The 20,458-nt window shown below is 66.7% G+C and carries 27 protein-coding genes; 12 read left to right on the forward strand and 15 right to left on the reverse strand.

The window, feature by feature from the left end:
- The first annotated feature begins 95 nt into the window (after positions 1 to 95).
- The 5 genes from AC1DX5_RS10485 (at position 96) to AC1DX5_RS10505 (ending at position 5,660) form a co-directional block, all read left to right on the forward strand.
- Positions 96 to 1,172: a type III polyketide synthase gene (locus AC1DX5_RS10485; protein WP_465174018.1), complete on the forward strand. Its 1,077-nt coding sequence runs from the start codon at positions 96 to 98 to the stop codon at positions 1,170 to 1,172.
- Positions 1,169 to 1,855 carry a methyltransferase domain-containing protein gene (locus AC1DX5_RS10490; RefSeq protein ID WP_478015298.1) on the forward strand — a complete coding sequence of 229 codons (687 nt, stop codon included), beginning with the start codon at positions 1,169 to 1,171 and terminating at the stop codon, positions 1,853 to 1,855. The genes AC1DX5_RS10485 and AC1DX5_RS10490 overlap by 4 nt, the downstream gene beginning before the upstream one ends.
- Positions 1,834 to 2,964: an NAD(P)/FAD-dependent oxidoreductase gene (locus tag AC1DX5_RS10495; protein ID WP_478015299.1), complete on the forward strand. Its 1,131-nt coding sequence runs from the start codon at positions 1,834 to 1,836 to the stop codon at positions 2,962 to 2,964. Before AC1DX5_RS10490 ends, AC1DX5_RS10495 begins: the two co-directional genes overlap by 22 nt.
- Before the next feature lie 5 nt (positions 2,965 to 2,969).
- The gene (msrB, locus tag AC1DX5_RS10500) at positions 2,970 to 3,392 is read left to right on the forward strand and encodes a peptide-methionine (R)-S-oxide reductase MsrB (RefSeq protein ID WP_465171182.1); all 423 of its coding nucleotides are present in this window, start codon (positions 2,970 to 2,972) and stop codon (positions 3,390 to 3,392) included.
- 99 nt (positions 3,393 to 3,491) lie between these two features.
- Positions 3,492 to 5,660, forward strand: coding sequence for a transglycosylase domain-containing protein (locus AC1DX5_RS10505; protein ID WP_478015300.1), 2,169 nt, complete (start codon positions 3,492 to 3,494; stop codon positions 5,658 to 5,660).
- Here AC1DX5_RS10505 and AC1DX5_RS10510 read toward each other — a convergent pair.
- Genes AC1DX5_RS10510 through AC1DX5_RS10520 form a run of 3 tightly spaced genes read right to left on the reverse strand, consistent with a single transcriptional unit; the run spans position 5,636 to position 7,355 of the window.
- Positions 5,636 to 6,310 carry a M48 family metallopeptidase gene (locus AC1DX5_RS10510; RefSeq protein WP_478015302.1) on the reverse strand — a complete coding sequence of 225 codons (675 nt, stop codon included), beginning with the start codon at positions 6,308 to 6,310 and terminating at the stop codon, positions 5,636 to 5,638. The genes AC1DX5_RS10505 and AC1DX5_RS10510 overlap by 25 nt on opposite strands.
- The gene (locus tag AC1DX5_RS10515) at positions 6,307 to 6,741 is read right to left on the reverse strand and encodes a YcgN family cysteine cluster protein (protein WP_465171185.1); all 435 of its coding nucleotides are present in this window, start codon (positions 6,739 to 6,741) and stop codon (positions 6,307 to 6,309) included. Before AC1DX5_RS10515 ends, AC1DX5_RS10510 begins: the two co-directional genes overlap by 4 nt.
- Positions 6,738 to 7,355 carry an SCO family protein gene (locus AC1DX5_RS10520; protein WP_478015304.1) on the reverse strand — a complete coding sequence of 206 codons (618 nt, stop codon included), beginning with the start codon at positions 7,353 to 7,355 and terminating at the stop codon, positions 6,738 to 6,740. The genes AC1DX5_RS10515 and AC1DX5_RS10520 overlap by 4 nt, the downstream gene beginning before the upstream one ends.
- Positions 7,356 to 7,453: 98 nt before the next feature.
- Here AC1DX5_RS10520 and AC1DX5_RS10525 point away from each other — a divergent pair, with 98 nt between their 5' ends.
- Complete coding sequence (locus tag AC1DX5_RS10525) at positions 7,454 to 8,056, forward strand: ankyrin repeat domain-containing protein (protein WP_465171187.1); 603 nt, start codon at positions 7,454 to 7,456, stop codon at positions 8,054 to 8,056.
- Positions 8,057 to 8,063: 7 nt separating this feature from the next.
- On the opposite strand, the gene AC1DX5_RS10530 is transcribed toward AC1DX5_RS10525, so the two are convergent.
- From AC1DX5_RS10530 to AC1DX5_RS10580, 11 genes are all read right to left on the reverse strand, one after another.
- Positions 8,064 to 8,558 (reverse strand): MmcB family DNA repair protein, encoded by a 495-nt coding sequence (locus AC1DX5_RS10530; RefSeq protein WP_478015305.1) that lies wholly within the window; start codon positions 8,556 to 8,558, stop codon positions 8,064 to 8,066.
- Between the two features lie 68 nt (positions 8,559 to 8,626).
- A complete protein-coding gene (locus tag AC1DX5_RS10535; protein WP_478015307.1) occupies positions 8,627 to 9,292 on the reverse strand; it encodes a cell wall hydrolase in 666 nt (221 codons plus the stop codon).
- 159 nt (positions 9,293 to 9,451) lie between these two features.
- Positions 9,452 to 9,793, reverse strand: a complete 342-nt coding sequence (locus tag AC1DX5_RS10540) for a DUF1491 family protein (protein ID WP_478015308.1) — start codon at positions 9,791 to 9,793, stop codon at positions 9,452 to 9,454.
- A 24-nt stretch (positions 9,794 to 9,817) separates the two neighbouring features.
- Positions 9,818 to 10,288, reverse strand: coding sequence for a PaaI family thioesterase (locus AC1DX5_RS10545; protein WP_465175250.1), 471 nt, complete (start codon positions 10,286 to 10,288; stop codon positions 9,818 to 9,820).
- On the reverse strand, positions 10,275 to 10,742 hold the full coding sequence (locus tag AC1DX5_RS10550) for a PTS sugar transporter subunit IIA (RefSeq protein WP_465177194.1): 468 nt from the start codon (positions 10,740 to 10,742) through the stop codon (positions 10,275 to 10,277). The genes AC1DX5_RS10545 and AC1DX5_RS10550 overlap by 14 nt, the downstream gene beginning before the upstream one ends.
- 70 nt (positions 10,743 to 10,812) lie before the next feature.
- Positions 10,813 to 11,397, reverse strand: a complete 585-nt coding sequence (gene hpf, locus AC1DX5_RS10555) for a ribosome hibernation-promoting factor, HPF/YfiA family (RefSeq protein WP_478015310.1) — start codon at positions 11,395 to 11,397, stop codon at positions 10,813 to 10,815.
- A gap of 53 nt (positions 11,398 to 11,450) precedes the next feature.
- The gene (gene dnaQ, locus AC1DX5_RS10560; RefSeq protein ID WP_478015312.1) at positions 11,451 to 12,143 is read right to left on the reverse strand and encodes a DNA polymerase III subunit epsilon; all 693 of its coding nucleotides are present in this window, start codon (positions 12,141 to 12,143) and stop codon (positions 11,451 to 11,453) included.
- Between the two features lie 8 nt (positions 12,144 to 12,151).
- The gene (gene coaE, locus AC1DX5_RS10565) at positions 12,152 to 12,787 is read right to left on the reverse strand and encodes a dephospho-CoA kinase (protein WP_478015314.1); all 636 of its coding nucleotides are present in this window, start codon (positions 12,785 to 12,787) and stop codon (positions 12,152 to 12,154) included.
- A 4-nt stretch (positions 12,788 to 12,791) separates the two neighbouring features.
- A complete protein-coding gene (locus AC1DX5_RS10570; RefSeq protein ID WP_465171195.1) occupies positions 12,792 to 13,604 on the reverse strand; it encodes a shikimate dehydrogenase family protein in 813 nt (270 codons plus the stop codon).
- Entirely contained in the window at positions 13,601 to 14,197 is a 597-nt protein-coding gene (locus AC1DX5_RS10575; RefSeq protein WP_465171196.1) for a Maf family protein, read from the reverse strand. Before AC1DX5_RS10575 ends, AC1DX5_RS10570 begins: the two co-directional genes overlap by 4 nt.
- Complete coding sequence (locus AC1DX5_RS10580) at positions 14,194 to 15,003, reverse strand: pyruvate, water dikinase regulatory protein (protein WP_465171197.1); 810 nt, start codon at positions 15,001 to 15,003, stop codon at positions 14,194 to 14,196. The genes AC1DX5_RS10575 and AC1DX5_RS10580 overlap by 4 nt, the downstream gene beginning before the upstream one ends.
- 343 nt (positions 15,004 to 15,346) lie before the next feature.
- Here AC1DX5_RS10580 and hemE point away from each other — a divergent pair, with 343 nt between their 5' ends.
- From hemE to AC1DX5_RS10605, 5 genes are all read left to right on the forward strand, one after another.
- A complete protein-coding gene (gene hemE / locus AC1DX5_RS10585) occupies positions 15,347 to 16,372 on the forward strand; it encodes a uroporphyrinogen decarboxylase (RefSeq protein ID WP_478015316.1) in 1,026 nt (341 codons plus the stop codon).
- A complete protein-coding gene (locus AC1DX5_RS10590; RefSeq protein WP_465171199.1) occupies positions 16,369 to 16,821 on the forward strand; it encodes a CopD family protein in 453 nt (150 codons plus the stop codon). Before hemE ends, AC1DX5_RS10590 begins: the two co-directional genes overlap by 4 nt.
- 168 nt (positions 16,822 to 16,989) lie before the next feature.
- Positions 16,990 to 18,246: a transcription termination factor Rho gene (gene rho, locus AC1DX5_RS10595; RefSeq protein WP_372856418.1), complete on the forward strand. Its 1,257-nt coding sequence runs from the start codon at positions 16,990 to 16,992 to the stop codon at positions 18,244 to 18,246.
- A 115-nt stretch (positions 18,247 to 18,361) separates the two neighbouring features.
- Positions 18,362 to 18,652 carry an antibiotic biosynthesis monooxygenase family protein gene (locus tag AC1DX5_RS10600; RefSeq protein WP_465171200.1) on the forward strand — a complete coding sequence of 97 codons (291 nt, stop codon included), beginning with the start codon at positions 18,362 to 18,364 and terminating at the stop codon, positions 18,650 to 18,652.
- On the forward strand, positions 18,649 to 19,296 hold the full coding sequence (locus tag AC1DX5_RS10605; RefSeq protein WP_465171201.1) for a YjbE family putative metal transport protein: 648 nt from the start codon (positions 18,649 to 18,651) through the stop codon (positions 19,294 to 19,296). Before AC1DX5_RS10600 ends, AC1DX5_RS10605 begins: the two co-directional genes overlap by 4 nt.
- 98 nt (positions 19,297 to 19,394) lie before the next feature.
- On the opposite strand, the gene AC1DX5_RS10610 is transcribed toward AC1DX5_RS10605, so the two are convergent.
- The gene (locus tag AC1DX5_RS10610; protein ID WP_478015318.1) at positions 19,395 to 20,096 is read right to left on the reverse strand and encodes a dienelactone hydrolase family protein; all 702 of its coding nucleotides are present in this window, start codon (positions 20,094 to 20,096) and stop codon (positions 19,395 to 19,397) included.
- Positions 20,097 to 20,232: 136 nt separating this feature from the next.
- On the opposite strand from AC1DX5_RS10610, the gene AC1DX5_RS10615 reads away from it, so the two are divergent.
- A complete protein-coding gene (locus AC1DX5_RS10615; protein WP_465171203.1) occupies positions 20,233 to 20,457 on the forward strand; it encodes a DUF6489 family protein in 225 nt (74 codons plus the stop codon).
- Position 20,458: the final 1 nt, after the last annotated feature.

The following is a 20,458-nucleotide window of genomic DNA, read 5'->3' on the forward strand; positions in this document are numbered from 1 at the left end:
AACCTTCGTATAATGCTTTGGCGTCAACGGATCGTCCACGATAGAGTGGCGTTGTGCAACTGAAAGTGCGATCCCTTCGCGCTCCCCGAAAGCCGATCTTGTCCGAAGCCGCCTATCTGAATGCGATCGGCACTGCCGTCCCCGATCACGACATCCACCACGCCTTCATTGCCTGGGCGCAGGGCCGGATCGAGGATGAACGCGCCGCGAAGCTGTTTGCGCGCATGGCGGGACGATCGGGCATCGAGCATCGCTGGTCGGTCTTGAGGCGTACCAATGGCGGCGGATCGCCGGTTTCAGCCGAGGGCTTTTATGCCAAGCCGCATCTGCCCGGCACCGCCGAGCGCATGCGACTCTATGCCGAGGAGGCGCCGACGCTGGGCATCGCCGCGATCGAAGCGCTCGCCGCGCAGCGGCCGATCGCCGGCATCACGCATTTCGTCGTCGCCAGCTGTACCGGTTTCGTCGCGCCCGGTGTCGACCAGATCATCGCGCGGCGGATCGGCCTGCCGGCCTCCACCGAGCGGCTGCTGATCGGCTTCATGGGCTGCTACGCGGCGGTCGCGGCGCTGCGGACGGCGCGTCACATCGTCCGGTCCGAGCCCGACGCGCGGGTGCTTGTGCTGTGCGTGGAGCTCTCGACGCTCCACCTCCAGGCGGAAAGCGCGGTCGAGCCGCTGCTGGCGATGCTGCAATTCGGCGACGGCGCCGCCGCGGCGATGGTCACCGCTGAACCGACGGGTTTCATGATTGGCCAGCCCTTCGCCACCACCCTGCCCGATTCGCAGGACCTGATTCGCTGGGACGTGACCGACAGCGGCTTTGCGATGCATTTGTCGGGCGAAGTGCCCGGCCGGATCGCCGCCGGCCTCGCCGATCCCCGTTTCGCTTCGGCCGCGACCGGCGGACGTGCGCCGGGGGAGATCGATGGCTGGGCGGTCCATGCCGGCGGACGCTCGATCCTCGACGCGGTCGAACACAGCCTTGGCCTGTCGCCGGAAGCATTGGCCGCCTCCCGCGGCGTGCTGGCCGACAATGGCAACATGTCCTCCGCCACCCTGATGTTCGTGCTGGCGCGGCTGCTGGCAGGTCCGCCGGTCAGGGACGGCGTCGCGCTTGCTTTCGGCCCCGGCCTCGCCGCCGAGGGTTTCGGCTTCCGGAGCGCGGCATGAGCCTCGCGACCCGGGCCATCGCCGAGGAGCTGATGGACGCCGACGACCTCGACCCGGCGACCTATGCCGAGGTTGTGGGCGACCTCGCGAAGGTCAATATCGTCACCATGGCCGGGCGCCCGACACTCGATTTCCTGACCCGCGCGACGCGGGGCATGACCTCCTTCCGCCTGCTCGATGTGGGTTTCGGCGACGGCGACATGCTCCGCCGGATCGCGCGCTGGGCGCGGAAGCGAGGGCTCACCGCCGACCTGACGGGCGTTGACCTCAACCCGCGCAGCGCGCTCGCCGCGACTGCGCATACGCCCGCCGATCTAGGCATCCACTACGTCACCGGCGACTATGCCGGCCTTGCCGGCGGCAACTGGGATTTCGTCGTCTCGAGCCTGGTCGCGCATCACATGACTCATGCGCAGCTGATCGCCTTTCTCCGTTTCATGGACAGCGAGACCCGGCGCGGCTGGCTGGTCAATGATCTCCACCGTCACGGCTTCGCGCATTGGGGCTTCCCGGTCCTCGCCCGGATCGCGGGTTGGCACCGCATCGTGCGACTCGACGGCACGCTGTCGATCGCTCGGTCCTATCGGCCGTCGGAATGGCCGCCGATCCTTGCCGAGGCCGGGGTCGAGGCCCGCATCTACCGCGCCTTTCCCTTCAGGCTGTGCGTCGAACGCCTGCGCTGATCGTCGGCGGCGGGCCGGCAGGGGCGAGCGCGGCGATCCTGCTTGCCCGCGCGGGCATCCCGCATCTGCTGGTCGAGCGCAGCCGCGAAACCGGGGACGCGCTGTGCGGGGGTTTCCTCAGCTGGCGGACGCTCGACTCGCTGCGCAGCCTGGGGATCGAGCCCGACGCGCTCGGACAGGCCCGCGTCACCCGGGTCCGGCTGTTCGCCGGCGCGCGGACGGCGGAGGCGCGCCTGCCGCGTCCGGCGATCGGGGTGTCGCGCCATCATCTCGATTCGCTGCTGCTCGACCGGGCGGCACGCGCCGGCGCGGCCATCGAGCGCGGCGTCGCCGTCAAGGGGATCGAGGGGACCACCGCCCGGCTGCAGGACGGCGGCACGGTCGCGGCGGCCGCGCTGTTCCTGGCCAGCGGCAAGCACGATATTCGCGGCCTTGCGCGCCCGGCCGAAGCGCGCGGCGGAGATCCGAGCCTGGGCCTGCGCATCCGGCTGTCCCCCGCGCCGGCACTCGACCGGCTGATCGGCGACGCGATCGAACTGCATCTGTTCGACCGCGGCTATATGGGAATCGTGCTGCAAGAGGATGGCAGCGCCAATTGCTGCATGGCGGTCCACCGGTCCCGCCTGGCCGAGTCGGGCGACCCCGAGCGGCTGCTCGATTCGCTCGCGGCGGAATCGCCGAGACTGGCCGAACGGCTCGTCTGGCGCCGCGGCGGCGAGACGATCGATGCGGTCGCCAACATTCCCTATGGCTGGCGCGTCCGCGAGGGCGTGGCGGGCCTGTTCCGACTGGGCGACCAGGCCGGTGTGATTCCCTCGCTGGCCGGCGAAGGCATGGGCATCGCCATCGCAAGCGGCGTCCGCGCCGCGCGGGCCCATGAAGGCGGCGGCGCGGCGGCCGCGATTTCCTTCCAGCATCGGCTCGCCCGCGACCTCGCCCGGCCGATCGGTCTTGCCGGCCTGATTCGCACCCTCGCCGAACGCCCCGGCATGGCCGCCACAATGGTCCCGGTCGCGCGAAGCATGCCGCTGCTGATCGATGTTGTCGCGCGCCTGACCCGGATCAACCATTCGCACCTTGACCGTTCCGCCAGCGCGCGGGAAAGCTGAGGACCATGGATCAGTTCACTCTTTCCGAGGGCGAGTGGCGCAAGCGGCTCAGCCCCGAACAATATCATGTCCTGCGCGAGGCCGGCACCGAACCCGCCTTTTCCGGCCGCTACACCAACAACAAGGCCGACGGCATTTATCGCTGCGCCGGTTGTGCCACGCCGCTGTTCGACAGCGCCGATAAATATGAGTCGGGATCGGGCTGGCCCAGCTTCACCCGGCCGATCGCACCCGAACGCGTCACCGAACATAGCGACGTCAGCCACGGCATGATCCGGACCGAGGCACGTTGTGCCCGCTGCGACGGGCATCTCGGGCATGTCTTTCCCGATGGCCCGCCGCCGACCGGCCTGCGCTAYTGCATGAACTCGCTCAGCCTCGATTTCCGCGGTCGCACGCCGGAAAACGGTGGCGACTCGGTCGCCTGACGAAATCAGTTCACCCGCGCTTCATCGCGCCTGCACCACATGCTCACGCGCAGGCCGCTTGTTTGCTTCCTCAATAGAGCCTATCCCCCGCGGAGCCCCATGGCCAGCCGTTCCCGACCATCCCCGTCCCCGATCTGGCGTCGCCGGCTGATGCTGGCGCTGCGCATCTCGGGCGTGCTCATCCTGCTGGGGCTGATCGCCCTGGTCGTCGCGGTCTATGTCCAGCGCGGGCAGCTGCCGAGCTTCGAGGAGTTGAAGTCCTCGCCCAACGGCCAGATGATCCGCGTCCATGCCGCCGACGGCACGGTGATCGTGTCGATGGGGCCAAGCTATGGCGAATGGCTGCCCTATGACCGGATTCCGCCGGTCATGCGCGATGCGATGGTCGCGGTGGAGGATCGCCGGTTCCGCTCGCATCTCGGCATCGACCCGATCGGCGTCATGCGCGCGGTGAAGCTCGCCTTCGTCAATCGCGGCACCGACCGGCGTTTCCAGGGGGCGTCGACCATTACCCAGCAGGTCGCGCGCACCATCTTCCTGTCGAACAAATATGATGTCGGCCGCAAATCGCGCGAAGCGCTGCTCGCGCTGGCGATGGAGCGCAAGTTCACCAAGGACCAGATCCTCGAACTSTAYCTCAACMRGGTCTATTTCGGCGGTGGCGCATATGGCATCGATGCCGCCGCGCGGAAATTCTTCGGCCATGGCGCCGACAAGCTGACCCTGTCCGAAGCCGCGGTGATCGCTGGCCTGGTCAAGGCGCCCTCGCGCTATTCGCCGACCGCCGATGCCGAGGCCGCGGTGGGCCGCGCCGGCGTGGTGATCGACCTGATGCAGGAAACGGGCAAGATCACCGCCGCCGAAGCCGCGTCGGCCGATCCGAAGAGCGTCGCGCTGGCGCCCGAGCCCAAACAGAACAGCGTGCGCTATTTCACTGACTGGGCCTTGCCCCAGCTCGAGCTGCTGATCGACGAGACGAGCCGGCCGCTAGAGGTGTGGACCACGCTCGACCTCAACATGCAGCGCGATGCCGATACAGCGATCCGCGCCAACGCGCCGGCCAACGCCCAGGGCGCGCTGGTCGCGATCGACCGCGACGGCGCGGTGCGCGCAATGGTCGGCGGCAAGGATTATGTCTCCTCGATCTACAATCGCGCGACTCAGGCGGTCCGCCAGCCGGGATCGGCGTTCAAGCTGTTCGTCTATCTCTCGGCGCTTGAGGCGGGGCACAAGCCCGAGGATACGCTGGTCGACGAGCCGATCTCGATCAATGGCTGGAGCCCGCGCAACAGCTCGGGCGCCAATCGCGGCGAGATGACGATCCGCACCGCCTTCGCCTATTCAGTCAACACCATCGCCGCCAAGCTGGGCCAGGAAGTCGGCTTCAGCACCGTCGCCGACATGGCCCGCCGCTTCGGCATCACGACGAAGGTCGACACGCACCCGGCAATGGTGCTCGGCACCTCGGACGTGCGGCTGCTCGACATGACCCGCGCCTTTGCCAGCGTCGCCAACAAGGGCGTCGCTGTGACGCCCTATGGCATCACCAAGGTGACCGCGAATGGCGAGACGATCTATGCCCAGCAGGTCGACCGCAGCCATGTGCTGGTCGCGCCCTATGTCGCGGCGCAGATGACCGACCTGCTGCAGACCGCGGTCAATACGGGCACCGGCAAGGCAGCGCAGATCGGCCGTCCGGTTGCCGGCAAGACCGGCACGACCACGTCGAACAAGGATGGCTGGTTCCTGGGCTTTTCCAGCGGCCTCACCACCGGCGTCTGGATGGGACGCGACGATGCGAAGGCGGTCCCGGGCCTGCAGGGCGGCACTGCGCCAGCGCGCGCCTTTGCGGCCTTCATGAAACCTGCCGTCGCCAATCGCCCGGTCGAAGCGTTCGACACTCAGGTGACTCTGCCCGAATGGCAGCTCGAACCGGATCAGGAATCCTATTTCGGCGAACCCGATAACGGCCTGTTCGTCGATGAGGACGGCAATCCGGTCGAACCCGGCACGACCGCGCCGTCCGATCCGGGGCCGCCCCTGGTCGACCCCGACGGCAACCCGTTGCCGCCGGATCAACAGGAACGCGCCGCACGTACCGCCCGGCCGGAGGAACGACCCGAGCGGCTCGACCAGGAATGGATGGATCGTGCGCTTGGCCGCACCCCGCCGCCCGGGCGGCCCGCACCACAACGCGAACGCGCCCCTGCGATACCGCCGTCAGACCGGCCGGCCGAGCGGCCTCAGGATTCGCGCCCGATCCAGTGAAGCGCGGCGCCGTTAGCGCGCAGCCATGCCCGGGACCGTGCCGGATCGCTCTCGTCCAGCCGTGCGACCAGCGCGTGGAAATCCGGTCCGTGATTCATGTGCACCCGGTGCGCGACCTCATGCGCGACGGTCGCCCGCCGCACGAACTCCGGCGCCAGGATCAGCCGCCAGCTGTACCGGATCGCCCCGCTTGACGTGCAGCTTCCCCAGCGTCCGCGTGGATCGCCGATCGCGACCCTGGTGACGCCAACGCCGGCGCGCGCCGCGAATTCGGCGGTCTCCGCGCTCAGGATACGCAGCGCCTCGCGCTTGAGCCAGGTCTCGATCCGGCGCGACAGACCCTCGCGAGAGCCACCGCACCGCAGGATATCGCCGTCGCGCTCGATTCGCCGGGGCCCGCCCTCGCTCCAGTCGATCGTCAACCAGCTATCGCCGAACGGCACCACGCCGCCCGGCGCGAGCGGCCTCGGACTCGGGAGGCGCGCACGCTGGGCATCGATCCAGGCCTTCTGCCCTTCGGCCCAGAGCAGCGCCGGCTTGACCGGCGCGCGAGTCGGCAAGGTAAGCCGCACCCGGCCGCTGGCCGGATCGACCGACAGCTTCGCGCGGCGAGCCCGGGCGTTGCGGACGACCTCGACCGGCGCGCTCACAATTGGCGGTCGATCAGATGATGCTCCAGATCGCCGACATCGTCTTCCGAGACGGTCCAGCCCTTCACGGACTCACCGGCCCGGTGAACGGCGTCGCGATCCCCGCAGACCAGATAATGCCAGCGGGGCAGCGTTTCGCCCGCCGCCCGCAGACGATAGGCGCAGGTCGAAGGCAGCCAGTCGATCTCGCGGACATTGTCGCGCGTCAGGCGCACGCACTCGCTGACATAGGCGTGGCGATGCCGGTAATCCGAGCATTGCGCCGTCTTGCGGTCAAGCAGGCGGCATGAGACGTTGGTCGCCATCAGCTCGCCGGTTTCCTCATCCTCCAGCTTGTGGACGCAGCATTTGCCGCAGCCGTCGCACAGCGCCTCCCACTGGCCGCGGTCCAGCGCGTCGATCGGAGTCGTTTCCCAGAAGCGGTCGCTCATTTCACCCAGCGTTTGATCTCGGTCGCAATCGCCTCGGGCGACTGATCCTGCGGCAGCAATGCCATCGGCTTGCCCTCTTGGTCCATGAGATAGGCGACCCGGCTGTGATCCACCATATAGCCGCCGCCCGCACTCAGCTCGCCCTTCTTGTAATAGACCGCATATTCCTTCGCGGTCGTGTCGATCGCGGACGCGCTGCCGGTCAGCCCGACCATGCGCGGGTGAAAATTGGCGACGAAGCTCTTGAGTACGTCGGGCGTGTCCCGCGCCGGATCGATCGTGATGAACAGCGGCACGATTTTCGCGCCCAGCGCCGGATCGCTCTTCTCGACCGCGCTCAGGCCGAGGCCGATATTGCGCGCGTCGACCGGGCAGACGTCCGGGCAGAAAGTGTAGCCGAAATAGACGATGCGGTATTTGCCCGCGAAATCGCGGTCGGTGACCTGCTTGCCGTCCTGATTGGTCAGGGTGAAGGGGCCCCCAATGCGCGCGCCGTCGAGCGGCGGCCTGGCCGGCGCGCCGGAACCCGAACAGGCGGCGAGGGGCGCGATCAGCAGCAGGGCGACGAGGGTTCGGCGGAGGATGATTGCGGGCACGCGGGCTATCTCGTTCATGGCGTGGCCAGCCATGATCTGTTAAGGGCCTCCGCGCAAGTTGGACCCGAAGGCGCCATCGCAAGGCGCCTCCGGCATTACAGGGGCCCGTCCACCAGATGATCGCTCGTACATTCGGCATCGCGTTTACCGTCGCGTTGCTCGGCACCGCCATTCCCGCTCAGGCGCAGAACCAGTCCGAAGGCTATAAATTCCTCCAGGCGGTGAAGGACGCCAAGGGTTCCGATGTCGAGAAGATGCTGCGGGTGCCAGGTACGACGGTGCTCAACACGCGTGACATTTCGACCGGAGAGGGCGCGCTGCACATCGTCGTGAAGCGCAGCGACGCGACCTATCTTCGCTATCTGCTGGCGCAGGGCGCCGACCCCAATATCCGCGATGGCAAGGGCAATACCCCGTTGCTGGTGGCCGCGAGCCTTGGCGAGGTGGATCTGATCCAGGCGCTGCTCGACAAGAAGGCCAATGTGAATCTCGCCAATTCGAGCGGCGAGACCCCGCTGATCCGCGCCGTCCAGCGGCGCGATCTCGGCCTGGCGCGCACCTTGCTCGCCGCCGGGGCGGATCCCGACCAGGCCGACGTCATTGCCGGCAAATCGGCGCGCGATTATGCGACGGAAGACGCGCGATCCACGGCGATGGCCAAGCTGATGGCCGAGAACCCCAAAAAGGCCCGCCGCGCCGTATCGGGCCCCAGCCTCTAGAATATCCTCAAAGCAGTGCCCCGGCCTCGGGGTCGATCAATCCGGTCAGTCGTCGGCCGGCGCGCCGCGCGAAGGCGAGCGTGTTGCGCTTGCGGGTCGCGCTGGACAGCGGATCGGTATGCGCTTCGCGGGTGATCGCCGCGTCGTAGCGATCGGCGACGATCACGCCGGTACGCGCCGGCAGGAAGGCCTCGCCGTCCAGCGGCGATGCATCGAAGCCAGCCGGGATCGCCCAGTAGAAGCGATCGCAACAGGCCAGATAATCCATCCATTTGGCGTCGCCGAGCAGATCGGCGCGCGACACCTTGATCTCGACGATGATGATAGTGCCGCGCGAATCGAGCGCCATCAGGTCGGCGCGCCGGCCGCCGTCGAGCGGCACCTCGGCCATGGCGACCAGATCATGGCGGAGCAGCATGCGCACCGTGCCGCGCGCCACATCCGCCGCGCAGAGCGGCGATCCGGGGGCGTCTACACATGATTCGGGGGGACGCTGCAGCATCCCCCCGATCTAGAACATTTCACGAACGCGGGTCAAATCCGCGCATCGTTGAAGGGAGTATTATCGCCTCAGCGATAGAAGACGTGATTGCCGATCGCGGCGATCTTGGTCATGCGCCAGCCCGGCGAAACCCGGCGGGCGTGGAAGTACATCGCGTTCGGCGCCGGGCTGTCCCAGGCATCCGCCATCGCGACGCGGGCGACGGCCACGGCGGTGCGATAGGCGGCATTGTTGGCGATGACCGGCACGCGACCGCCGCGAACGAACGAGAACTGGCCCGGCTGAGTCACGACCGAGCAGATCGACTTGGGGAAGCGGCCCGACTTGGTGCGGTTGAGGATGACCTCGCCGACCGCGAGCTGGCCCGACAAGGGCTCACCCTTGGCTTCGAAATAGATGGCGCCCGCCATGCACGTCAGGTCCCGGTCGCGCGCATCGGTGTCCTGCGCGGCAACGGCGTCGGCCAGGCTGTCATAGTCTTCATCGGCCTGCTCGGCAGGGACAATGGCGGGAATATCGGCGTCGGTCTTGGCGACGGAGTCGGCAACTTCCGCGAGCGGCGCCGGCATGGCGGCGGCTTCTGGCGTGGGGCTGGCAACGGGAACTGGAACGACGGTCGGGAGTTTAAGGGACCTGTCGAGCTCAAAGGCAAAGCCCGGCGTGCTGGCGCCGATCAGGGTGGTGATGGTCAGGGACATCGCCGCGATGGCTGCGGCGCGAGTGAAAAACGTCATTAAAACTTCGAAAAATGCGGTGGTGTGCGGAAGCTGATCGGATCAAGAAAATGCGATCGCCCCGGACGTCCCCCCGACTGCGTAACCTAGCCGGATCGCACCCGGCACGGCACAACGCGCGTGACTGAGCGCGGGCTTTCGGTGCCGGGGGCGTTCAAGTCAACCCGACAACATCGTTTCTGCGGCGAATCGTTCCGCCGACGCGATATCCAGTTCGATCACCCATAAATCGGGATCGCGACTGCGTCTCCGCCGCCAATATTCGGTGATTTCCGCTGAATCTTCAAGGGTTTGTGGCCCAACCCGAAGCAGCTGAACGGCCCCGTCCGGCCCGATTCCGCGCTCGAACGCGCCGGAATTGACTCCCTTTTCCAACGTGATGATGAGGATCGCCCCCGCCTTGGCATCGCCCCTGGCGAGCACCGTGCCGATCCCGCCGGCATCGTTCACCCGCCGGAGCATGGCGCCAACCAGCAGCCCGCTCGGCAGGCGTTCGCTCATCGCCGGGCGCTCATCGCCGGGCGCTCACGGTGCCGTCCGATATCCGGGCAGGCCCGCCAGCGCGATCCGGCTGCGCATGAAGGTGCCGGTGCCTCTCGCCGCTTCCTCGCCGTCGCTGTCGATCAGCCGCGCCTCGGCGACGAACACGCGCCGCTGCCCGCTGACCCAGCGCCCCTCGGCGACGACGGGGCCGGCCTTGAGCGGCTTGGTGAAGAGCAGGTTGAACGCGGTGGTCAGCAGGAAACGGTCGGTGACCAGGCTGTTGGCGGCATAGAAGGCCGCGTCGTCGAGCATCTTGAAATAGCTCGTGCCGTGCGCCGCGCCGCCGGCATGATAATAGCGCTCGTCGATCAGGAAGTGGATCCGCGCGACGCCCGCGGCCGGAATCTCCAGCCTCGACTCGAACAGGCGGTTGATCGGCGCCGCCGCGTACAGCGATTCGAGCGCGCGGAAATGCGCTTCCTCGCCCTGCGCGGGAGACTCAGGCGGCGTCACGTGCCTCGTCGGCGGTCAGCAAGGCATAGATCGCGTCGCGCGACCCGGCGCCGCGCAGCTTGTCGACGAACCCGCGCTCGCGCAGCCGGCGCGACACCCTGGCAAGCGCCTTCAGGTGCAGCGCACCGGCATCGACCGGCGACAACAGCATGAACACGATGTCGACCGGCAGATCGTCGACCGCCTGGAAGTCGATCGGCTGGGCCAGGCGCGCGAACACGCCGACGACGTGATTGAGACCGGCAAGGCGCGCATGCGGCGTCGCGACGCCGCTGCCGAAGCCGGTCGACCCCAGCTTCTCGCGCTTGACCAGGCCATCGGCGACCGCGACGGCATCGAGCCCATAGGCCGCCGCCGCAGCCATGCCGAGCTGCTGGAACAGGGTTTTCTTGTTGGTCACCGCGAGCCGTTCGAGCACGGTTTCCGGCAGCAACAGATCGCTCAGGTCGGTCATCGTCATCCTTGGGCACCCCCACCCGGGGGGCGCCCATAGCGCCATTTGGCGCCGTGCGATAGCTCGGCCGTCAGGCCGCGCGGTGCGGCTCGACCCAGCCTATCGTCCCGTCACCGCGACGATAGACCATGTTGTACGCGCCCGAGCCGGCGTTGCGGAACAACAGGGCGGTGGTGTTGCGCAGATCGAGCATCATGACGGCATCGGAAACCGTCGCGTCGGGCACGTCGACCCGTGTCTCCGCCACGATCAGCGGAAAATCCTCGGCCGCTTCCTCATCGGCTTCGCGGAACACGGTATAGCCGGCATTGTCGTCCGCCGTCTTGGCCCCATCGGCGGCGGCGGCCTGGCTCGAATTGCGGTCCTTCAGGCGGCGCATATAGCGGCGCAGCTGCTTCTCGATCTTGTCGGCCACGCCGTCGAACGCGCCATGCGCGTCCATCCCGTCATTGCTGCCCTTCAGCACCAGGCCCTGCATCACATGCGCGACGATGTCGCAGGTGAAGCCATTGTCGTGCGGCCCCTTGCCGAAAGTGACCTGGGCCGAAATCGCCCGAGAGAAATATTTCGCGGCGATACCCTGGAGCCGAGTCTCGACATGGCTTTTCAGTGCGTCGCCGGTAGCGACCTGATGGCCCGAAATCCGGATATCCATGAGCATTCTCCTTCAACGGAAACCAGGCAGCTAGGCCTGGCCCCGTACCTGCGTCAACCGGACGCCTCGACCCCCCAAAGCGGATTCTTGATCTTCTCCATAAACGCGGCGTGGCGCGCGAGTTCCGCGGCGCTTGCCCCGAAAAGCCGGGCAGGCCGCACGATCGCCGGCGCCGAGGCCGGCTGAAAGCTGGTCTGGACCTCGATCGTCTCGCTGACCAGGGTCAGCCCGATCTGGCGCCCGCCGGTCAGCTCGACATAGACCTGCGACAGCAGCTGCGCGTCGAGCAATGCGCCGTGCACGACGCGGTGGCTGCGATCGATTCCATAGCGGCCGCACAGCGCGTCGAGGCTGTGCTTGGCGCCCGGATGCCGGGTGCGCGCCAGCACGATCGTGTCGACCATCCGGTCGAGATGGACTGCCTTGCGCCCGCAGCGGACGAGCTCGCCATTGAGGAAGCCGAAATCGAAGCTGGCATTGTGCGCGACCAACGGCGCATCGCCGAGGAACTCGAGCAGATCGTCGACGCCGTGCCCGAACAACGGCTTGTCCGACAGAAAGGCATCGCTCAGCCCGTGCACGCGCTGCGCCTCGGCCGGCATGGTCCGTTCGGGATGGAAATAGGCGTGGAAGGTGCGCCCGGTCTCGACCCGGTTGACCAGCTCCACACAGCCGATCTCCACCATCCGGTCGCCATCGGCGAAGCTGAAGCCGGTAGTTTCGGTGTCGAAGACGATCTCGCGCATTACATATGTTATCGGGATTGCGAGGGCCTGAGGCAAGAGACCAATGACTCGACCGCAGCGCGGGTCTCCGTGAGGCTGCCCCCGGTCGGAATGACGAAATCGGCCCGCGCGCGCTTCTCCGCATCGGGCATCTGCCGCGCGAGGATCGCCTCCAGCTTGGCCTCGGTCATGCCTGGCCGGGCCAGCACTCGGGTGCGCTGGACATCGCCCGGTGCCGAGACCACGACGACCTTGTCGACTCGCGTCTCGCCGCCGGTTTCGAACAGCAAGGGCACGTCGAACACGACGAGTGGCGCATCGGCGTGCGCGGCGAGGAAGGCAGCCCGCTCCTCGCCGACCGCGGGATGGATCAGGGCCTCGAGCCGCTTCAGCGCGCGCGGATCCGCCAGCACCGCTTCGCCGAGCAGGGTGCGGTCGACGCCCTTCGGCCCGGTCGTATCGGGAAACATCGCCTCGATCGCCGCGACGAGCCGCCCGCCTTCGCCCTGGAGCCGGTGCACCGCCGCATCCGAATCGAAGACCGGCACGCCGAGATTCTCGAACATCGCGGCGACGGTCGACTTGCCCATGCCGATCGATCCGGTGAGACCCAGAGTCAGGGGGATAGTCAGGGGGGTAGTCAGGCGGGGGGGCGCGGTCAGCATGACGTCATGACATCAACAGGTCGCGAAGTTCCTCGTCGCGGTCGCGCGGCGGCTCCGCGCCGAACAGCAGCTCGAACGCCAGTGCGCCCTGGCCGATCAGCATGTCGAGGCCATCGACGACATCCAGCTCGCGCGCCCGCGCCGCCTTCAGCAAGGCGGTTTCGAGCGGCGCATAGATGATCTCATAGACCACCGCATCCTCGGGAAGCGGCGACAGGTCCAGCTCGAGCGGCGGCTGGCCGGTCATGCCGAGCGAGCTGGTATTGACCAGCAGCGCCGCCGCCGGCAGCGGCGCGCTCAGCGGCAACGCCTTGCCCTTCAGCCCGAAGGTGGAGAGCAGCGCCGCCGCCTTCAGCACGTTGCGGTTGAGGATCGTCACCTCGCCGACACCGATCCGCGACAGCGCGAACAGGATCGCCCGCGCCGCGCCGCCCGCCCCGATCACCGCCACCGGCGCGCCGGCCAGGTCGAGATCGGCGATCGGCGCGTAGAAGCCGCCCGCATCGGTATTGGTGCCGATCAGCACGCCGTCCTCAGCCCGCATCGCGAGGTTGATCGCGCCGATCGTCGCGCGCACGCCGCCGCGATCCTCGACCAGATCGAGCGCTGCCTCCTTGTGCGGCAGGGTGATGTTGCATCCCCGCCAGGCCGGGTCGGCGCGGCGCGCGTCGAAATAGGCGGCGAGCGCGTCGGGCGTCACATGATGCGCCCGGTAATCCGCGTCCAGACCCAGCGCCTCAATCCAGAAACGGTGGATCAACGGCGATTTGCTGTGCTTGATCGGATCGCCGATCACCTCGGCATACGGTGCCGTCATGACGTCAAAATACCCCTGACCCGTAGATAATCGAGCACCGGCAGCAGCGGCAGGCCCAGCACGGTGAACTGGCTCCCCTCGATCCGGCTGAACAATTGCGCGCCTGGTCCCTCGATGCGGTAGCAGCCGACGCAGCCCGAAATCTCTGGCCATTCCTCATCGAGATAGCGCTCGATGAAGCTGTCGGAGAGGGTGCGGACGAACATCTTCGCGCGGTCGACCACGCGCCAGACCGGCCGGCCGTCGACCGCCATCACCGCGGCGCTGATCAGCTCATGGCGCTTGCCCGACAGGCGGCGGAGATGCTCGGCCGCCTCGGCGCGGTCGCCCGGTTTGTCGAGCATCGATCCGTCCTCGAGCGCCACCACCGAGTCGCTGCCCAGCACCAGCGCCTCGGGCTCGCGGTGCGATACGCGCAGCGCTTTAAGCTCGGCCAGCCGGTCCGCCAGGTCGCGTGGCGCGACGCCCTCGGCGCGCATCGCGACCTTGGCCGACTCCTCGTCGACATTAGCCGACATCGCCTCGAACGGCACGCCGGCCGCGCTCAGCATCGCGCGACGCGACGCGCTGTTCGACGCCAGGATCAGTCTCATGCCGAATCCCGCTCGTTGACCAGTTGCACGATCGCCGCCGCCGTCTCCTCGATCGACCGGCGCGTCACGTCGATCACCGGCCAGCCATTGTCGGCGAACATCCGCCGCGCAAAGGCGACCTCACGCGTGACGGCCTCCTGATCCACATAGGATGTCTCGGGCGCCTGATTGAGCGAGAGCAGGCGATTGCGCCGCACCTGGATCAGCCGGTCGGCGCTGGTGGTCAGGCCGACCACCAAGGGATGCCGGAGCGAGAACAGCGCCGTCGGCGGCGGGCTTTCCACCACGATCGGGATATTCGCGGTCTTGAAGCCGCGATTGGCGAGATAGATCGAAGTCGGCGTCTTGGACGAGCGCGACACGCCCGCCAGCACGATATCGGCTTCCTCCCAATCCTCCCAGTTGATCCCGTCATCATGCGCCATGGTGAACTGGATCGCGTCGACCCGGGCGAAATAGGCGGCGTCGAGCACATGCTGGCGCCCCGGCCGCGCCTTGGCCTGCTGGCCGAGCAGGCTGGAGAGCGCGTCGGTCACCGGATCGAGCGGCGCGACCGCCGGCAGCCCCAGTGCGCGGCACCGCGTCTCCAGCGTACGCCGCGTCGCGCTGTTGACCAGAGTGAACACCACCAGCCCGGGATTTTGCGCGATCTCCTGCAGGATTCGCTCGAGATGGGCTTCGGTGCGGACCATCGGCCAGAAATGGCGGATCGTCTCGACATCGTCATATTGGGCGAGCGCCGCCTTCGCGATATTCTCGAGCGTCTCGCCGGTGGAATCCGACAGAAGATGGAGATGCAGCCGCATTATGGCCGCGCACCGCGAGCGAAAAAACCAGTTGGGGATGGAGCTGTGGAGAACATCCGGAAAATCGCTAGCGCAACTTTCCCGCCACGCAAAGCGATCGCCATCGGTGGAAAAGTCCGGAGTTTCCCACAATCGCGCCCACACCCCGATGGTTTCGCGCACAGCCTGTGGATAATGGGGATCGTCCGGCCGACTCCGGTCGAGTCTGCGGCCCCCGCCGCGTCAAGCTGTTGGCATTTCGGGGACGAACGCATAAGCCCCGCCATCCACGCGCCAACCAACACTACATCCTTTTTAGATTCTCTTCTTATCAGATAGAAGGACTCTCGCGATCCCGACTCCCGTGACCGAAAAGCGCCTGCTCGCGACCCTCAAGGGTGTCCGGCACGACGTTCCGCCCGTCTGGCTGATGCGTCAGGCCGGGCGCTATCTTCCCGAATATCGCGCGCTCCGGGCGGAGAAAGGCGGCTTCCTCGCGCTCGCGACCGATCCCGACGCCGCGGCGGAAGTGACTCTCCAGCCGATCCGCCGCTTCGGCTTCGACGGCGCGATCCTCTTCTCCGATATCCTCATGGTTCCCTGGGCGCTGGGACAGGCGCTGAGCTTCGGCGCGGGTGAAGGGCCTGCTCTGGCCCCGCCGCTGGTCGATCATGCGCTGGCGGGGCTCCAGGCGGCCCCTGAGCGGCTCGAGCCGGTCTATGCCACGGTGGCGAAGGTCGCCGCGATGCTCCCGGCCGAAACCAGCTTTCTCGGCTTTGCGGGAAGTCCGTGGACGGTCGCCACTTATATGGTCGCCGGCCATGGCAGCCGCGATCAGGGCGAGACGCGCCGTTTCGCCTATACCGACCCCAGGGCTTTTGCCGAGATCATCGATGCGATCGCCGACAGCACGATTACCTATCTCTCCCGCCAGATCCGGGCCGGGGTCGAGGCGGTGCAGTTGTTCGACAGCTGGTCGGGCAGCCTGTCCCCGGCGCAGTTCGAACGCTGGGTGATCGCGCCGACCGCGAAGATCGTCACCGCGCTGCATGAAATGCATCCGGGTACACCCGTGATCGGCTTTCCCAAGGGCGCCGGCGGCAAGCTGCCGGCTTATGCGCGGGAGACGGGCGCCGACGCGATCGGACTGGACGAGACGGTCGACCCGGTCTGGGCGCATGCCAGCCTGCCGGACGGTTTACCGGTGCAGGGCAATCTCGATCCGCTTGCCCTAATCGCCGGCGGCGACGCGCTCGACGCCGCGGCGACACGAATCCTTGAGGCGCTGGCCGATCGGCCGCATATCTTCAATCTGGGGCATGGCATCCTGCAGGATACGCCGATCGCCCATGTCGAGCGCCTCCTGGCGCATGTGCGGAGAGCGCGATGAATTTCCTCGGAAACGCCTATCTCTGGGTCAAGGCGGCGCATGTCGTCTTCGTCATCTTCTGGATGGCCGGCATGTTCATGCTGCCGCGCTACCTCGTATATCACCAGGAGGCACAGCCGGGGTCAGCCGAGGCACAAAAGTGGGTCGAGCGGGAAACCAGGCTCCGCACCATGATCCTGACGCCGTCGATGATCCTCGTGTGGATCCTCGGCCTGATGCTGGCCGTGAACGCGGGATTGTTCGCCGGTGTCGGCGGCCTGGGCTGGCTCCACGCCAAGCTGCTGCTGGTGGTGATCCTCAGTGGCTATCATGGCTGGGCGGTCGGCTATGCGAAGAAGCTTGCGGCCGGCAAGCCGACGCTGACGGGCAAGCAGCTCCGCCTGATCAACGAGGTGCCGGCGATCCTGACCGCGCTGATCGTCATCCTGGTGATCGTCCGACCCTTCTGAATCGGTGTTCGCGACTTGACTTGAGCAAGACCGGCACCTAGGTCCGAGGCTGTCGAAGCGCGCGGAGCCATGCGTTCCGGGCCGCGGCACCCTCCTCCAGCATCGTCGCGTTTTCCCTTTCGCCGACAGACGCTAACCCCAGCACCATCTCACGTCCGGACGCCCCCCATGCATCTCAAAGACCTCAAGAAGAAAAGCCCGGCCGAGCTGGTCGCGATGGCCGAGGAGCTCGGCGTCGAAAGCGCGTCGACCTTGCGCAAGCAGGATCTGCTGTTCGCGATCCTCAAGGTCCAGGCGGAAAATGGCGAACAGATCATGGGTCTGGGCACGATCGAGGTGCTGCCCGACGGCTTCGGCTTCCTGCGCAGCCCGGAGGCGAATTATCTCGCCGGCCCGGACGATATCTACATGTCGCCCAACCAGGTCCGCAAATTCGGCCTGCGCACCGGCGACACCGTCGAGGGCGAGATTCGCGGGCCGAAGGACGGCGAGCGTTATTTTGCGCTGACCCGCCTGACCTCGGTCAATTTCGACGATCCCGATGCGGTTCGCCACCGCGTCAATTTCGATAACCTCACCCCGCTCTATCCCGAAGAGAAGCTGACGCTCGATCCGCAGGATCCGACGATCAAGGACAAGTCGGCGCGGGTGATCGACATCATCAGCCCGCAGGGCAAGGGCCAGCGCGCCCTGATCGTCGCCCCGCCGCGCGTCGGCAAGACGGTGCTGCTGCAGAACATCGCGCGGGCCATCACCGACAATCACCCCGAAGTGTTCCTGATCGTGCTGCTGATCGACGAGCGGCCCGAGGAAGTGACCGACATGCAGCGCTCGGTGAAGGGCGAGGTCGTGTCCTCCACCTTCGACGAGCCCGCGACGCGCCACGTCCAGGTCGCCGAAATGGTCATCGAAAAGGCCAAGCGCCTGGTCGAGCACAAGAAGGACGTCGTGATCCTGCTCGATTCGATCACGCGCCTCGGCCGCGCGTACAACACGGTCGTGCCCAGCTCGGGCAAGGTGCTGACCGGCGGTGTCGACGCGAACGCCCTGCAGCGCCCGAAGCGCTTCTTCGGCGCCGCGCGCAACATCGAGGAGGGCGGCTCGCTCTCGATCATCGCCACCGCGCTGATCGACACCGGCAGCCGCATGGACGAAGTCATCTTCGAAGAGTTCAAGGGCACCGGCAACTCGGAAATCGTGCTCGATCGCAAGGTCGCCGACAAGCGTATCTTCCCGGCACTCGACGTCGGCAAGTCCGGCACCCGCAAGGAGGAACTGCTGGTCGACAAGAGCAAGCTCTCCAAGATGTGGGTGCTGCGCCGCATCCTCATGCAGATGGGTACCATCGACGCGATGGAGTTCCTGCTCGACAAGATGAAGGATTCGAAGACCAACGAGGACTTCTTCGACTCGATGAATCAGTGAGCAGTGCGGCTTGCGGCATGCTGCCGCAAGACTCGCACAAGCACGGCCGACGGGGCAAAGCCCCGGTCGACGGCGCGGGCTTTGCCCGCGCCGCTTGTGTGTCGGGAGCGCGTCCTTGATCCTCGAACACGCCCTCCTCGCCATCAAACCCGGCCAGTCCGCGGCGTTCGAAGCCGCCATGGCCCAGGCTCGCCCGCTCATCGCGGCGTCTCCCGGCTTCCGCTCGATCGCGGTGCGAAGGGCCTGTGAAAGCCCCGATCGCTATCTGTTGCTCGTGGAGTGGGACGACATCGCCAGCCACCGTGAGGGATTTCGCGCGTCGGCGCGTTATGCGCAGTGGCGCGCGCTGCTCCATGTCTTTTATGAGCCGATGCCGGCCGTGACCTATTTCGGAGAGAGTCTGTGATCAATTTCGCCGATGTGTTCACCGCCGCCGGCCTCGCGACGCTCGGCCAGGTGATCATGATCGACCTGATGCTGGCGGGCGACAACGTCATGGTGCTGGGCGCGCTCGCGGCCGGCTTGCCGGCGAGGCAGCGCAAGCAGGTGCTCGGCTTCGGCGTGGTCATCGCGATGGTCTGCCTGATCGGCTTCGCGCTGATCGCGACCAAGCTGCTCCATGTCGTGGGCCTGCTGCTCGGCGGCGGCATATTGCTGCTCTGGGTCGCCTGGAAATTGTTCCGCGAGCTCCACCCGGCGCCGGCCGCGGTGCCGGTCGATGATCCTGCGACCACCGCGGTCGAAGGCGTCAAGCCGACCAAGACCTTCCTGCGTGCGGCGATCCAGGTCGCCATCGCCGATCTGTCGATGAGCCTCGACAATGTCCTTGCCGTCGCCGGGGCCGCGCGCGAGCACCCCACCGTGCTGCTGTTCGGCCTGATCCTGTCGGTGACGCTGATGGCGGTCGCCGCGAATTATATCGCGCGGCTGATCGAACGCTATCACTGGATCGCCTATATCGGCCTGGCCGTGATACTTTATGTATCCGGATCAATGATTTACCACGGAATCGTGGATAACGACGTGGGTATTCTGCACTTGCTGGTCTGAGGCCACCACCGGGAATTGTTCCGCATCCATCGTGCGTGGCTTCTCCTTGGGCGGATGGATGCGGCAACAAAGTTTTAGACGCAGATAAAGGGCTGAAATCAGCCAAGATTCTCCGCGAAAAACGCCGCCGTCCGCTCATCCGCGAGCGTCGCCGACGCGTCCGACCGCCGCAGCCCGAATTCAGTCGCGAAGCCATGGTCCTCGCCGGGATAATCGAAGATCGTCACCTTGGGATGATCGTCGAGGCCGTCATGCATGCGCTGCTGCGCCGCCTTGTCGACGAAATGATCCTCCTCCGGCACGTGCAGCAGCACCGGATGCGCAATCGCGTGCTTCTCGCCGAGCAGGCCATCGATGCCGACGCCGTAATAGCAGACGCTGGCGTTCACATCGGTGCGCGCGGCCGTCATGAAGGCGAGGCGCCCGCCGAGGCAATAGCCCACCGCGCCGACCTTGCCCTCGGCACCGAGCATCTTGCGCGCGGTGCGGATCGTCGCTTCGATATCCTGGATGCCGACATTCTGGTCGAACTGCCCCATCATCGCCAGGGCCTGCTGGAATTCCTCGGGGATATCGGGATCGAGCTGCGTGTCCGGTTCGAGCCGCCAGAACAGGTCTGGCGCGATGGCGAGATAGCCGTCCTCGGCCAGCCGGTCGCATTTGCGGCGGATGCCCGCGTTCACCCCGAAGATTTCTTGGATCACGATGATCGCCGCGCGCGGCGGGCCGGCGGGTTCTGCGCAATAGGCGGTGAAATCACCCGTGCCGTCGAGCGTGTCGATCGTGATCGTTGCGGTCATGACTGTCCTCGGCTGAAGGGGCGGAGCGCCCGAAATCCGCAGGCGGCGATGGGCGTTGCGGTCCGGCCCAAGTCGCGCGCATACAGGGCTCAAGCTTATGCAGCGCGGCCGTCGCCCGCTCAAGCGGAGATGACCAATGAAGATCAATGTCGAAGTCGATTGCACCCCGGAAGAAGCACGCCGCGTCATGGGGTTGCCCGATTTCACACCGGTCCACGAAAAATATATCCAGGGTGTGATGGGCGCGATGGATGGTGCCGTTCCGCCCGAGATGATCGAGAATATGATGAAGAGTTGGTCGCCGATGGGCGAGGCCGGAATGAGTTTCTGGCGCAAGATGTTCGAGACCTCGTCGAAATAAC

Source organism: Sphingomonas sp. P2_B6 (assembly GCF_056404755.1).

Excerpts from the sequence above, each read along its gene's own strand:
- AC1DX5_RS10490 (WP_478015298.1), top strand. The coding sequence starts at position 1,169 with ATGAGCCTCGCGACCCGGGCCATCGCCGAGGAGCTGATGGACGCCGAC.
- AC1DX5_RS10575 (WP_465171196.1), bottom strand. The coding sequence starts at position 14,197 with ATGAGACTGATCCTGGCGTCGAACAGCGCGTCGCGTCGCGCGATGCTG.
- rho (WP_372856418.1), top strand. The coding sequence starts at position 16,990 with ATGCATCTCAAAGACCTCAAGAAGAAAAGCCCGGCCGAGCTGGTCGCG.
- AC1DX5_RS10580 (WP_465171197.1), bottom strand. The coding sequence starts at position 15,003 with ATGCGGCTGCATCTCCATCTTCTGTCGGATTCCACCGGCGAGACGCTC.
- AC1DX5_RS10520 (WP_478015304.1), bottom strand. The coding sequence starts at position 7,355 with ATGAACGAGATAGCCCGCGTGCCCGCAATCATCCTCCGCCGAACCCTC.
- coaE (WP_478015314.1), bottom strand. The coding sequence starts at position 12,787 with ATGCTGACCGCGCCCCCCCGCCTGACTACCCCCCTGACTATCCCCCTG.
- AC1DX5_RS10570 (WP_465171195.1), bottom strand. The coding sequence starts at position 13,604 with ATGACGGCACCGTATGCCGAGGTGATCGGCGATCCGATCAAGCACAGC.
- AC1DX5_RS10535 (WP_478015307.1), bottom strand. The coding sequence starts at position 9,292 with ATGACGTTTTTCACTCGCGCCGCAGCCATCGCGGCGATGTCCCTGACC.
- AC1DX5_RS10610 (WP_478015318.1), bottom strand. The coding sequence starts at position 20,096 with ATGACCGCAACGATCACGATCGACACGCTCGACGGCACGGGTGATTTC.
- AC1DX5_RS10525 (WP_465171187.1), top strand. The coding sequence starts at position 7,454 with ATGATCGCTCGTACATTCGGCATCGCGTTTACCGTCGCGTTGCTCGGC.
- AC1DX5_RS10515 (WP_465171185.1), bottom strand. The coding sequence starts at position 6,741 with ATGAGCGACCGCTTCTGGGAAACGACTCCGATCGACGCGCTGGACCGC.
- AC1DX5_RS10530 (WP_478015305.1), bottom strand. The coding sequence starts at position 8,558 with ATGCTGCAGCGTCCCCCCGAATCATGTGTAGACGCCCCCGGATCGCCG.
- AC1DX5_RS10615 (WP_465171203.1), top strand. The coding sequence starts at position 20,233 with ATGAAGATCAATGTCGAAGTCGATTGCACCCCGGAAGAAGCACGCCGC.
- AC1DX5_RS10590 (WP_465171199.1), top strand. The coding sequence starts at position 16,369 with ATGAATTTCCTCGGAAACGCCTATCTCTGGGTCAAGGCGGCGCATGTC.
- hpf (WP_478015310.1), bottom strand. The coding sequence starts at position 11,397 with ATGGATATCCGGATTTCGGGCCATCAGGTCGCTACCGGCGACGCACTG.
- AC1DX5_RS10550 (WP_465177194.1), bottom strand. The coding sequence starts at position 10,742 with ATGACCGACCTGAGCGATCTGTTGCTGCCGGAAACCGTGCTCGAACGG.
- dnaQ (WP_478015312.1), bottom strand. The coding sequence starts at position 12,143 with ATGCGCGAGATCGTCTTCGACACCGAAACTACCGGCTTCAGCTTCGCC.
- AC1DX5_RS10540 (WP_478015308.1), bottom strand. The coding sequence starts at position 9,793 with ATGAGCGAACGCCTGCCGAGCGGGCTGCTGGTTGGCGCCATGCTCCGG.